Source organism: Micromonospora sp. NBC_00860, from assembly GCF_045207375.1.
GTDB classification, from domain to species: domain Bacteria; phylum Actinomycetota; class Actinomycetes; order Mycobacteriales; family Micromonosporaceae; genus Micromonospora; species Micromonospora vinacea.
Map to the genome: position 1 here is coordinate 5,510,883 of NZ_CP108825.1, position 11,998 is coordinate 5,522,880.

The following is an 11,998-nucleotide window of genomic DNA, read 5'->3' on the forward strand; positions in this document are numbered from 1 at the left end:
TTCCTCATGATGGTCAGAGCCCCTCTGCCAGCGGGCCGAGCGCGAGCGCGGGCAGGAAGGTCAGCGCGACGAGGACCACTGTGACGCCGACGACCATGCCGATGAACAGCGGTCGGTGGGTCGGCAGGGTGCCCTCGGACGCGGGGGTGGGTGCCTGGCGGGCCAGCGAGCCGGCCAACGCGAGCACGAAGATGATCGGCAGGAACCGGCCCAGCAGCATGCACAACCCGAGGGCGGTGTTCCACCAGGTGGTGTTGACCGTGATGCCGGCGAAGGCGGAACCGTTGTTGTTGCTGGCCGACGTGAACGCGTACAGCACCTCGGAGAGGCCGTGCGGGCCGACGTTGAGGGCCGTGGAGTTGTTGCCGGTGCCGAACGCCGCCGCCGTACCGACGAGCACCAGGATCGGCGTGATCAGGAAGTAGAGCGAGGCGAACTTGATCTCACGCGAGCTGATCTTCTTGCCCAGGTACTCCGGGGTGCGGCCCACCATCAGCCCGGCCACGAACACCGTGATCACCGCGAGGATGAGCAGGCCGTACAGCCCCGAACCGGTTCCGCCCGGCGCGACCTCGCCGAGCATCATGTTGACCATCGTCATCATGCCGCCGAGGGAGGTGAACGAGTCGTGGAACGAGTTCACCGCACCGGTCGAGGTGAGCGTGGTGGCGGCGGCGAAGGTGGCCGAGTTCGACACGTCGAACCGCACCTCCTTGCCCTCCATCGCCGCACCGACCGCCTGCGGCACAGTGCCGTGACCGGTCAGCTCGAAGATGTTGGTGATGGCGACGCTGAGGAACGCGAGGATGCCCATCACCGCGGCGATGGCGTAGCCCTGCCGGTTCTGCCCGACCATCCTGCCGAAGACCCGGGGCAGGCTGAACGGGATCAGCAGGAGCAGGAAGATCTCCAGCCAGTTCGTCCAGGTGGTGGGGTTCTCGAACGGGTGGGCGCTGTTGACGTTGTAGAAGCCGCCGCCGTTGGTGCCCAGCTCCTTGATCACTTCCTGGCTGGCGACCGGACCACCGGTGATGGTCTGGGTGCCGCCGGTCAGCGTGCTCACGTCGGTGCCGGCGGACAGGTTCTGCACCACCCCGCCGATCATCAACACGATGGCGCCGAGCACGGCGATCGGCAGCAGGATCCGCAGCACGATCCGGGTCAGGTCGACCCAGAAATTGCCGAGTTGCCCGGTGCGGCTGCGGGCGAAGCCGCGTACCAGCGCGACCGCCACCGCGATGCCGACCGCCGCCGAGGCGAAGTTCTGCACAGCCAGCCCGGCCATCTGCACCAGGTGGCCCATCGTCGACTCACCCGAGTACCACTGCCAGTTGGTGTTGGTCACGAACGACACTGCCGTGTTCCACGCGCCGTGCGGCACCACCGGGTCGAGGCCCAGCGACAGCCACAGGTGGTTCTGCACCCGCTGGAACAGGTACAGGAACAGGATCGAAACCGCGGAGAACGCCAGCACGCTGCGGGCGTACACGCCCCAGGTCTGCTCGGCGGCCGGGTTGACCCCGACCAGTCGGAAGATGCCCCGCTCGACCCGCGACTGCTTCGTGCCGGAGACCGCCCGGAACATGTAGTCGCCGAACGGCTTGTAGACGGCGACGAGGGCCGCCACCAGCGTCAACACGAAGATGACGCCCGCTGTTGTCATGGTCATCAGAAGCGCTCCGGAAACAGCAGGGCGAACACCAGGAACGCGCCCAGGACGACCGCGAGCACCAGACCGACGGCGTTTACCGCGTTCACAGCTTCTCCACCGCCCGGACCACCAGGGCGAGCACCGCGAACAGCGCCACCGTCAGGACCACGAACACCACGTCAGACACGCTGACTCCTCAGCCGGAAAGGTTCGTCGCGACCGCCTTCCGGTCGCGCCGGGCAATCAAAGCCCCACCACCAGCCGGACGGCAGGGGTCATAACGCGACCATGACGGGGGCGAACCTTTTCTTGACGTGGTTTTCACACCTGCCCACTGAACAGGTGAAATACGGCACAAACCCTCTGGCGCCCCGCGGGTTCACAACCGGTTGTCGGCCCTTTGCTCTGCACCCGCGGAGGCGACAGTCACTGTCGGTAGCTGGCGCCTCGGCGGGTGCAGAGCAAAGGACACGCGACAGCGACCATGCGCGACCCGGACGGGTGGCGCATGGCGCGGCGAGGGCGCAGGTGCGAGGCCGTTCAGGCCGGGCGGCGGGCCACCAACACGTCCCGCATGATCGACTGGTCCACCCGGTGCCGCAGCGCGCGGTAGGGCTCGGCGTCGACAACGGTCAGGCCGGCGTCGGCCAACGCCGCCGCCGCGTCGTCCCGGCTGGCGACGTGGGTGTTCCAGGAGATCCCGAGCGCACCGCCGGGGCGCAACAACCGGGCCCAGACCGGCGCGGCGTCCGCTAGCAACGCCAGCGGGTCGCGGGCCAACCCCTGCCCAGCGGTACGACTGCCGTGCTGCACGCCGTACGGCGCGTCGGCGACGACCAGGTCCACGGTCTCCGGGCGGAAGAACTCCGCCGACCGGGCGGTGTCGGCGTTGACCACGTCCAGCAACTGCGTCTGGCCGGCCTTGTGCTCCTCGCGGGTCGGCGCCAGCTCGATCCGCACCCGTCGGCCGACCACCTTGCGCTCCCGCCGCACCGGCCCCGACTCCAGCACCCGGTGCTTGACCCGCTTCTGCTTCAGCCAGGTGGTGATGAACGCCCGGTACGCCTCGACGTCCTTCTGATCGCGCTCGATCCCGGCGGCGTCGAAGCCGTACATCAGCGCCTGGTTGAGGGTGGTGCCCCGACCACAGAGCGGGTCGAGCACCCGAAACCGGCGGCTGGTCATCTCGGTGGCCCAGTCCGAGGCGAGCAGAGTGACGTTGAGCAGCAGCTTGGTGAACTGCTCGTTGGTCTTGCCCGGGTACTTCTGGATGGTGAGCAGATCGTCGTCGTAGCGGTCCAGCCGGCTCCACTCGATCGGCCGCAGCAGCTCACCGACGATCTCGAAGAGCGCGTACCCGGCGGAGAGATTGCCCAGGACGGCCAGGTCCCGCTCGGTCAGCCCGTCGCCACTGAAGGTGACGTAGGACGCTCCGCCGACGACCTCGGTGTCCAGCTCGCCGATCCGGCCGTCCAGCGCCGAACGGCCGAAGATCTCCAGCTCGGCCCGGGTGAGGTCCACGGCGGCACGGGCGTACACCCGGTTGGTGGCGGGCAGGATCAGCAGGCCGTAACGCGTCATGATCCGGCGAGTATTCCACAACCAGTCACGGTCGCCGGGAACCGGAGCGGCTGCCGGAGCGACTACCGATACATGGGGTGTGAGCAGTGGCGGGAGGTCCTGTCCGCGCAGCTGGACGGGGAGGAGACCGCCGCCGAACTGACGGCGGTGCAGGGGCACCTCGACGGGTGCGCCGAGTGCCGGGCCTGGTTCACGGCGGCGGCCACGGTGACCCGTCGGGTTCGTACCCGATTGGTCGTTGAGGTGCCCGACCGGACGGCGGCGATCCTGGCCGCCGCCGCGGCGGCGCCGGCCCATCAGTCGTGGTGGCGGCGCAGACGTGGCCCACTCGTCGCCGGCCTGCGGTCGGCGCTCGGGCTGCTCGGCGCGGTGCAACTGGTGCTCGGCCTGGCCCAGGTGGGCCGGGGCTCGACCGCCGACCACCTGCACCCCACCGGCCAGCACCTGTGGCACGAGTCGGCGGCGTGGAACGTGGCCGTCGGCGCGGGCTTCCTGTTCGTGGCGCTGCGTCGCAGCCCACCCGCCGGGCTGCTGCCGATGCTCAGCGCGTTCGTCGGCACGCTGCTGCTGCTGTCGGTCAACGACCTGGCCACCGGTTCGGTGGGCGGGGAACGGCTGATCAGCCACGGCTTCCTGGTGGTCGGCTACCTGATCACCGTGCTGCTGTCCCGGCCCGGGCTGCGCCCCGGTGGGCCAGCCCCGCAGCGGCAGCCCACACCGTCCCGCTGGCGGTTCGGGGCCGACGAGGTGGACCGGCCACTGCGGGTGGTTCGCCCCGAGTCCTATCCGGCGCAGGCCGCCGACCGTTTCGCCGCCCCTGCGGCGCAGGGCGGGCATGCCACGCGTAGCGACCAGGCCGGCGGGCGCCGCGCCGCCTGATCTCCGGCAGCCTCGACCAGCCGGCGTGCGCTCAGGCCGTGGGCCTGGTCTCGTCGGTGTGGCACCGGGGATCATGGGCCGCGTAGAGCACTGACAACTGTCGGTGCAGTTGGCGCCGGTCGTCCTCGCCGAGGGGAGCGAGGAAGTCGTCCTCGGTCCGGCGCATCGCCGTGAGGGCTTCCGACAAGATGGTGCGGCCGTCGGTGGTGACGTTTATGAACTGTTTACGGCGGTCGTTGGGGCTGCGCTCGCGCCGGACGTATCCGTTGCGCTCGAGTTCGTCGATGACCGCGACCATCGTGGTGCGGTCGAGTCCGGTTCGCTCACACAGGTCGCGCTGGGACAACTCCCCGTCCTGGACGAAGGCCAGCACTCGCAGGTCCCGGCCGCGTAGGCGGAAGGGCAGGAGCGCCTCTTCCATCCGGGTGCTGGCGAGGTTGGCCAACTTCAGCAGCAGGTACCCCGTGGCAGAGGAGATGGTTTCGGATGAGCGCATAAGCCACAGCCTAGTCTTCCGCTGAGCTGATTATCAGCTACGCTGACGATCAGCGAGCCGACCTCACTAGGAGAGTCGAATGAAGATGCGCGTCATCCTCACCATCGTCGGCGTGATCACCGCGACGCCCGCACTTGCCCTGTTCTGGCCGCAACTGCTGACCAGCAGCTATGGATTGGCCGACCCCGACCGCATGACCACTGCGCTGCTCCAGCACCGGGGTGTGCTGCAGGCAGCCCTTGGCGCGGCCGTCATCTGGGGAGCCTTCCACCTGCCGGCCAGAGTGCCAGCGGCGGCGACCGCCATCATCACCAAGTCGGTGTTTCTCGCCCTGACCGTCGTCGACGTCGGCATGCGGGCCGACATGAACCTCATCTCGCTGGTGTTCGACCCGATCGCCATCGTCATCCTGACCATCGCCATCGTCCTGCACCTCCGCGAAGCGTCCCCCGCCGCCGCACCAGCCTGAAGCCCTGCGCTGGTGCGGCCACGGCAGAACGTGGGTTCCGTCAATGGCGATTCGATCGCGCAGGCGCTGGCGGGGCCGGTTCGCCCCTTGCGAGGACCTGCGGGATGACCTGTTCGACGATGGTCAGCAGGGTCGTGGTGAGCAGCAGGTGCACCTGGGCGCGGGTCAGCGCGCCACGCTGGAGCCACTCGCGGGCGGTCGACGTGGCCAGCCCGCCGTACGCCCGGACCATCCCGCGCAACTCCTCGCGGTGCTCCGCCTCGCCGGCCAGCCCGACAGCGACCAGCATCCGGTCCGCCGCGACCTCCTCGGCCTCGGCCAGCACCCGCTCCACGTCGGCGTCGCCGCCCATCCCCCGAGCGGTGACCGCCGCCAGCCACGAGGTGCTGTGCCGGGACACCACGTCGAGGAACCAGGTGACACTGGCGTCGATCCGGGTTCGGAGATCACCCTTGGGCAGACGCTCCAGGGCAACCTCGGGGATGGTCACCATGACCCGGACGACCTCCAGGTAGAGGTCCTTCTTCGCCCCGAAGTAGTGGTTGACCAGGCCGCGAGCGACGCCTGCCTCGCGGGCGACGTCGGTGGTCGACACATCCGCGTACGGGCGCTCACCGAACAGCCGGACCGCGCAGGCCAGGATCTGCCCACGCCGGGCGTCCGGCTCCAAACGGCGGCGGCGCGGAGCCGTTTCGACAGTCACCTGCCCGACCCTATCGACAGCTCACCGACCAACCGCCGCTCCTCACCTGATCACTTGATGCTCAGCAGTCGTCAGAGCTGCCTCTGAGCTACTCAGCATCAAGTGATCACCGCCCGCCCCGGCGACGCCGAACCACGTGTCGGCCGAGGTGTCGCAGGTTGGACCCCTCGGAGTAGAGCGCCGCGTGCACGATTGATCCGCCTACACAGCCCCGCGCCGAGCACGGCGCACGCCTCACAACAGCGCGAGATCTCACACTTTTCGTTAGCTCGTAACGGAAACTGTCCAAGATCTCCGCGTACACGGCCACGCGCACCACAACTCCCTGATCGACGATGCCCGGGCCAGGGCCGCACGATCTCGTGCTGGCGCACCGGGCCAGGCCCGGCGGTCCCGGGCTGCGGTTGCCGACCCCCCGACGTGCGCCCGGCCACCGGGGCGCGGGAGCTGATCACGACTTATTGACATGCTGCCAACAGCGCGCGAGGGTGATGCACATGCCGACCCCCCCGCCCGACGGCTCCCCCTCACCCTGGCGCGAGCCGGAGCACGACGACCTGGCCGACCTGGCCCGCACCTTCTTCACCAAGGAGGTGTTGCCGCACGCCGAGCGCCTGCTGACGCAGGGCCATCCGGACCGCGAGCACTACAGGCGCGCCGGTGAGCTGGGGTTGCTCGGCCTGTCGGTCCCGGAGGAGTACGGCGGTGGGGGCGGCGGGTTCACGCACGAGGCGGTGCTGCTGCACGAGCAGGCGTACTCCGGGGAGAGCAGCCTCGGCCTGGCCGTCCACAGTGGCATCGTCACCGGTTACCTGGTGGCGTACGGCAGCGAGGAGCAGAAGCGGCGCTGGCTGCCCGGCCTGTGCAGCGGCGAGCTGGTCGGTGCGATCGCGATGACCGAGCCGGACGGTGGTTCGGACCTTCAGGCGATGCGGACCCGGGCGGTCCGTGACGGTGACGACTACCTGGTCACCGGCGCGAAGACGTTCATCACCAACGGCGGGCTGGCCGACCTGGTCATCGTGGCCGTGAAGACGGACCCCGAGCAGCGGGCGGCCGGCGTCTCGCTGCTGGTCTGCGAGGTGGGTGGCGACCCGGAGGGCTTCCGCCGGGGTCGACTGCTGTCCAAGATCGGGCTGCACGCCAACGACACCGCTGAGTTGTTCTTCGACGAGTTCCGGGTGCCGGCGGCGAACCTGCTCGGCGGCGCCGAGGGGCTGGGCTTCATCCAGCTCATGCAGCAACTCCCGCAGGAACGGCTGGTCATCGGCGTCGGCGCGGTCGCGGCCATGGAACGGGCGGTGGCACTGACCGTCGCGTACGCCAAGGAGCGCACCGCCTTCGGCAAGACCCTGATGGGTCACCAGAACACCCGGATGGTGCTCGCGGAGTGCGCCACGCGCGCCCGGGTCAGCCGGGTCTTCCTGGACGACTGCATCGTCCGGCACACGCGCGGCGACCTGGACGTGTCCACCGCGGCGATGGCGAAGTCGTGGCTCACCGACGGGCAGTGCGAGGTCGTCGACAGGTGCCTTCAGCTCTTCGGCGGCTACGGCTACACGACGGAGTACCCGATCGCCCGGATGTACACCGACGCCCGCGTCCAGAAGATCTACGGCGGCACCAACGAGATCATGAAGGAGTTGATCGCCCGTGCCCTCTGAGGCGTACGTCTATGACGCGGTCCGCACCCCGCGCGGACGCGGCCGGGACACCGGCGCGTTGCACGGGGTCAAGCCGATCTCCCTGGTGGTGGGCCTGATCGACGCGTTGCGCGAGCGCAACCCCGGTCTGGACGTGGGTCGGCTGGAGGACCTGCTGCTCGGCATCGTGACCCCGGTCGGCGAGCAGGGCGGCGACCTGGCCCGGGCGGCCGCGCTGCTGGCCGGGCTGCCCGACCATGTGGGCGGGGTGCAGCTCAACCGGTTCTGCGCCTCCGGGTTGGAGGCGGTCAACTCCGCCGCCGCACGGATCCGCTCCGGGTGGGAACATCTGCTGCTCGCGGGCGGGGTCGAGTCGATGTCCCGGGTGCCGATGGGCTCCGACGGCGCGGCCTGGGCCACCGATCCGCAGACCGCGCTGGCCACGTCGTTCGTGCCGCAGGGCGTCAGCGCGGACCTGATCGCCACCCTGGAGGGCTTCACCCGCGACGATGTGGACGGCTACGCGTTGCGGTCGCAGGAGCGGGCCGCCAAGGCCTGGGCCGGTGGGCACTTCGCCCGTTCCGTGGTGCCGGTCCGCGACGGCAACGGGCTGGACATCCTCGCCGTCGACGAGCATCCACGCCCCCAGACCACCCGGGAGGCGCTGGCCAAGCTCACCCCGTCCTTCGCCACGATGGGCGAAGCGGCCGGCTTCGACGCTGTCGCGTTGCAGAAGTTCCACTGGTTGGAGGCGATCGAACACGTCCACCACGCGGGCAACTCGTCCGGCATCGTGGACGGCGCCGCGCTGGTGCTGATCGGCTCGGAGGAGGTGGGCCGGGACCTCGGCCTCACCCCGCGCGCCCGTATCGTCGGCGCGGCGGTCACCGGCGCCGACCCGACGCTGATGTTGACCGGGCCGATCCCGGCCACCCAGAAGGCGCTCGCCGCCGCCGGACTGACAGTCGACGACATCGACCTGTTCGAGATCAACGAGGCCTTCGCCGCTGTGGTGCTCAAGTACGTCAGTGACCTGGGCCTCGACCCGGACCGGGTGAACGTCAACGGCGGCGCGATCGCGTTCGGCCACCCGCTCGGCGCGACCGGAGCGATGCTGCTCGGTACGGCGTTGGACGAGTTGGAGCGCCGCGACCTGCGCCGCGCCGTGGTGACCCTCTGCATCGGCGGCGGCATGGGCGTCGCCACCGTTCTCGAGCGCTGCTGACCCGGAGGACGACAATGACCAACACCATCCGGTACGACCGCGGCGCCGACGGCATCGTCACGCTCACCCTGGACGACCCCACCCAGTCCGCAAACACCATGAACCGGGCGTACGCCGCCTCGATGAGCGCGGCACTGGACCGGCTGGAGGCCGAGCCGGATCTCGCCGGAGTCATCGTGACCAGCGCGAAGTCGACGTTCTTCGCCGGCGGCGACCTGCCCGAGATGATCCGGGCCACCCGGGACGACGCGCCCGCGCTGGCCGACCTGCTCGGCACCATCAAACGGGACCTGCGCCGGCTGGAGACCCTGGGTCGGCCGGTGGTCGCCGCGGTCAACGGCTCCGCGCTCGGCGGTGGCCTGGAGATCGCGCTCGCCTGCCACCACCGGATCGCGCTGGACGCGCCCGACAGCCGGCTGGGGCTGCCCGAGGTGACCCTGGGTCTGCTGCCCGGGGCGGGCGGTGTCACCCGGACCGTACGGATGCTCGGCCTGGCCGGCGCGCTGACCACGGTGCTGCTCACCGGCCGGCGGATGCGCCCGGCCGACGCCCTGTCCGCCGGGCTGGTCGACGAGGTGGTCGCCACGCCGACGGAGCTGCTGGAACACGCCCGCGCCTGGATCGCGGCGAACCCGCACCCGGCACAGCCGTGGGACCGGCCGGACTATCGGATGCCGGGCGGCACCCCGGCCAGCCGCTCGCTGGCCGCGCAGCTGCCCGCCTTCCCGGCGACGCTGCGCAAACAGCTCAAGGGTGCCCGGCTGCCCGCGCCCGAGGCGATCCTGGCCGCCGCCGTCGAGGGCGCACAGGTCGACCTGGAGACCGCCCTGACAGTGGAGACCCGGCACCTGATCGGCCTGCTCACCGGGCAGGTCGCCAAGAACATGATCGGCGCGTTCTTCTTCGACCTGAAGGCCGTCAACGGTGGCGCGGCCCGACCTGCCGATGTGGAGGCCCCACCGGCACGCCGGGTGGCGGTGCTCGGGGCCGGCATGATGGGCGCGGGCATCGCGTACGCCTGCGCCAGCGCCGGGTTGGACGTCGTGGTCAAGGACGTCACGCCGGAGGCCGCCGGCCGGGCCCGGGAGCACGTCGAACGGTTGCTGGCCCGCAAGGTACGCAAGGGCCGCGCCACCGAGGCGGACGCCCGCGCCGTGCTGGGCCGGATCACCACCACCGACCAGGTGGACGCCCTCGCCGGCTGCGACGCGGTCATCGAGGCGGTCTTCGAGGACCCGGCGCTGAAGCAGCAGGTCTTCGCCGAGGTGCTGCCCGTGCTGGCGCCCGACGCGTTGCTCGCCTCCAACACCTCCACCCTGCCGATCACCGCCCTGGCCACCGGGGTGGACCGGCCGGCGGACTTCATCGGCATGCACTTCTTCTCCCCGGTGGACCGGATGCCGTTGCTGGAGATCGTGGTGGGTGAGCGGACCGGGGACGTGGCACTGGCTCGGGCCTTCGACCTGGGTCGGCGGATCGGCAAGACCCCGATCGTGGTCAACGACGGCCGGGGCTTCTTCACCAGCCGGGTGATCGGCCAGTTCATCGACGAGGCGGTCGGCATGGTCGCCGAGGGTGTCCCCGCCGCGTCGGTGGAGCAGGCCGCTCTTCAGGCCGGCTACCCGACCGGGCCGCTGGCGTTGGCCGACGAGGTCAGTCTCACGCTGATCCAGCGGATCCGCCGCCAGTTCGAGGCGGCCAGCGACGAGTTCCGGCCCCTGCCGGCGCACCGCCTGGTGGACGAGCTGGTCGACGCGTACGACCGGCCGGGGCGTGCCGCCGGGCGCGGCTTCTACTCCTACGACGACGGCACCCGGGGCCGGTTGTGGTCCGGTCTCGCCGACCTGACCACCGACGCGGGTCGGGCGGTGCCGTTCACCGACCTCCAGGAGCGGATGCTCTTCGCCGAGGCGCTGGACGCGCTGCGCTGCCTCGACGAGGGGGTGCTGCGCACCGAGACCGACGCCAACATCGGCTCGATCTTCGGCATCGGCTTCCCCGCCTGGACGGGAGGGGTGATCCGCTACGTCCGGCAGTACGCGGGCGGCCCGGCCGGCTTCGCGGCCCGTGCCACCGAACTGGCCGACCGCTATGGCGACCGGTTCACACCCCCCACCGACCTGGTCGACCGGCTCGCCGCCTCGGCCGACCGCCCCGCCCAGCCGGCGGACGTCGCGTGACGGCGGCGCGCGGCGGGCCGCTGGCCGGGGTACGGGTCGTCGAGCTGGCCAGCCTCGCGCCGGCGCCGTTCGGCTGCATGGTGCTCGCCGACCTGGGCGCGGACGTGGTGCGGGTGGACCGGCCGGGCGCCCCGGGAGCGGGCCGGCTGGCCGCACCCACCAGCGGGCCGTTGCAACGCGGACGGCGGGTCACCGCACTGGACCTGAAATCCCCGGCCGGGGTGGCCGACCTGCTGCGCCTCGCCGAACGCGCGGACGTGCTGGTCGAGGCGTACCGGCCCGGGGTGGCCGAGCGGCTCGGCTTCGGGCCGGACGTGTGCCGGGCCCGCAACCCCCGACTGGTGTACGCGCGAATGACCGGCTGGGGCCAGGACGGCCCGCTGGCAGCCCGGGCCGGGCACGACATCGACTACATAGCGGTGGCCGGAGCGTTGGAGCCGCTGGGGCGGGCCGGCGAACGCCCGTACGCGCCGATGAACCTGCTCGGCGACTTCGGCGGCGGCGGCATGCTGCTCGCCGTCGGGGTGCTGGCCGCCCTGCTGGAGCGGGAGCGCTCCGGCGTCGGCCAGGTGGTCGACGCGGCGATGGTGGACGGCTCGGCGCTGCTCACCTCGTTCCTGCACGGGCTGCTCGGCACCGGCCTGTGGGCCGCCCCGCGCGGGCGCAACATGTTCGACGGTGGGGCGCCGTTCTACGACACGTACGCCACCGCCGACGGTGGATTCATGGCGGTCGGCGCGATGGAACCGGCCTTCTACGCCGTACTCCTCACCGGCCTCGACCTCGCCGACGCCCCGGACCTGCCCGCCCAGTACGACCCGAGCGGCTGGGACGAGCTGCGCCGCCGGTTCACCGAGCGGTTCGCCGAGCGCACCCGGGACGAGTGGACGGCGGTCTTCGCCGACCTGGACGCCTGCGTCGCGCCGGTGCTCGCCCCCAGCGAGGCGCATGGGCATCCGCACAACGCGGCCCGGGGCACGTTCGTCGAGGTGGGCGGCGAGATCCAGCCGGCCCCCGCACCCCGCTTCGACCGCACGCCGGCCGACCGCCCGGCACCGGCACCGGACCCGGAGCGGGACGCCGTGGCGATCGAGGAGGTCCTCGCCAACTGGCAGTGATCTCGACGATCGACGGCCGAGCCGTTCTACCGGGAGCACCCGGCAGCCAGATC

At 71.1% G+C, this 11,998-nt stretch carries 11 protein-coding genes; 6 read left to right on the forward strand and 5 right to left on the reverse strand.

The annotated features are described in order from the left end of the window. Positions 1-13 precede the first annotated feature (13 nt). From kdpA to OH804_RS25315, 3 genes are all read right to left on the reverse strand, one after another. Positions 14-1,669 carry a potassium-transporting ATPase subunit KdpA gene (gene kdpA, locus OH804_RS25305; protein WP_196920814.1) on the reverse strand — a complete coding sequence of 552 codons (1,656 nt, stop codon included), beginning with the start codon at positions 1,667-1,669 and terminating at the stop codon, positions 14-16. Next, the gene (gene kdpF, locus OH804_RS25310) at positions 1,669-1,758 is read right to left on the reverse strand and encodes a K(+)-transporting ATPase subunit F (RefSeq protein WP_036410889.1); all 90 of its coding nucleotides are present in this window, start codon (positions 1,756-1,758) and stop codon (positions 1,669-1,671) included. The genes kdpA and kdpF overlap by 1 nt, the downstream gene beginning before the upstream one ends. Before the next feature lie 433 nt (positions 1,759-2,191). Beyond that, positions 2,192-3,232, reverse strand: coding sequence for an SAM-dependent methyltransferase (locus tag OH804_RS25315; RefSeq protein WP_366630630.1), 1,041 nt, complete (start codon positions 3,230-3,232; stop codon positions 2,192-2,194). A gap of 72 nt (positions 3,233-3,304) precedes the next feature. On the opposite strand from OH804_RS25315, the gene OH804_RS25320 reads away from it, so the two are divergent. After that, the gene (locus OH804_RS25320; protein ID WP_406059954.1) at positions 3,305-4,111 is read left to right on the forward strand and encodes a zf-HC2 domain-containing protein; all 807 of its coding nucleotides are present in this window, start codon (positions 3,305-3,307) and stop codon (positions 4,109-4,111) included. Between the two features lie 31 nt (positions 4,112-4,142). Here OH804_RS25320 and OH804_RS25325 read toward each other — a convergent pair whose 3' ends face one another. Next, entirely contained in the window at positions 4,143-4,607 is a 465-nt protein-coding gene (locus OH804_RS25325) for a MarR family winged helix-turn-helix transcriptional regulator (RefSeq protein WP_196920811.1), read from the reverse strand. A 79-nt stretch (positions 4,608-4,686) separates the two neighbouring features. Between OH804_RS25325 and OH804_RS25330 the strand changes: the two genes are divergently transcribed. Then, positions 4,687-5,076: a hypothetical protein gene (locus OH804_RS25330; RefSeq protein WP_406059956.1), complete on the forward strand. Its 390-nt coding sequence runs from the start codon at positions 4,687-4,689 to the stop codon at positions 5,074-5,076. Between the two features lie 40 nt (positions 5,077-5,116). On the opposite strand, the gene OH804_RS25335 is transcribed toward OH804_RS25330, so the two are convergent. Continuing rightward, positions 5,117-5,779, reverse strand: a complete 663-nt coding sequence (locus OH804_RS25335; RefSeq protein WP_196920809.1) for a TetR/AcrR family transcriptional regulator — start codon at positions 5,777-5,779, stop codon at positions 5,117-5,119. 497 nt (positions 5,780-6,276) lie between these two features. Here OH804_RS25335 and OH804_RS25340 point away from each other — a divergent pair, with 497 nt between their 5' ends. The 4 genes from OH804_RS25340 to OH804_RS25355 are packed head-to-tail and all read left to right on the forward strand — an operon-like array spanning position 6,277 to position 11,945. Further along, complete coding sequence (locus OH804_RS25340) at positions 6,277-7,443, forward strand: acyl-CoA dehydrogenase family protein (protein ID WP_406059959.1); 1,167 nt, start codon at positions 6,277-6,279, stop codon at positions 7,441-7,443. Beyond that, a complete protein-coding gene (locus OH804_RS25345; protein WP_406059961.1) occupies positions 7,433-8,647 on the forward strand; it encodes an acetyl-CoA C-acetyltransferase in 1,215 nt (404 codons plus the stop codon). The genes OH804_RS25340 and OH804_RS25345 overlap by 11 nt, the downstream gene beginning before the upstream one ends. Before the next feature lie 14 nt (positions 8,648-8,661). Next, positions 8,662-10,827: a 3-hydroxyacyl-CoA dehydrogenase NAD-binding domain-containing protein gene (locus OH804_RS25350; RefSeq protein WP_196920806.1), complete on the forward strand. Its 2,166-nt coding sequence runs from the start codon at positions 8,662-8,664 to the stop codon at positions 10,825-10,827. Beyond that, positions 10,824-11,945, forward strand: coding sequence for a CaiB/BaiF CoA transferase family protein (locus tag OH804_RS25355; protein ID WP_406059963.1), 1,122 nt, complete (start codon positions 10,824-10,826; stop codon positions 11,943-11,945). The genes OH804_RS25350 and OH804_RS25355 overlap by 4 nt, the downstream gene beginning before the upstream one ends. Positions 11,946-11,998 lie beyond the last annotated feature (53 nt).

What these genes read in the sequence shown, in the direction of transcription:
- kdpA (WP_196920814.1), bottom strand. Translation starts at nt 1,669, where the DNA reads ATGACCATGACAACAGCGGGCGTCATCTTCGTGTTGACGCTGGTGGCG.
- OH804_RS25315 (WP_366630630.1), bottom strand. Translation starts at nt 3,232, where the DNA reads ATGACGCGTTACGGCCTGCTGATCCTGCCCGCCACCAACCGGGTGTAC.
- OH804_RS25320 (WP_406059954.1), top strand. Translation starts at nt 3,305, where the DNA reads ATGGGGTGTGAGCAGTGGCGGGAGGTCCTGTCCGCGCAGCTGGACGGG.
- OH804_RS25325 (WP_196920811.1), bottom strand. Translation starts at nt 4,607, where the DNA reads ATGCGCTCATCCGAAACCATCTCCTCTGCCACGGGGTACCTGCTGCTG.
- OH804_RS25330 (WP_406059956.1), top strand. Translation starts at nt 4,687, where the DNA reads ATGAAGATGCGCGTCATCCTCACCATCGTCGGCGTGATCACCGCGACG.
- OH804_RS25340 (WP_406059959.1), top strand. Translation starts at nt 6,277, where the DNA reads ATGCCGACCCCCCCGCCCGACGGCTCCCCCTCACCCTGGCGCGAGCCG.
- OH804_RS25350 (WP_196920806.1), top strand. Translation starts at nt 8,662, where the DNA reads ATGACCAACACCATCCGGTACGACCGCGGCGCCGACGGCATCGTCACG.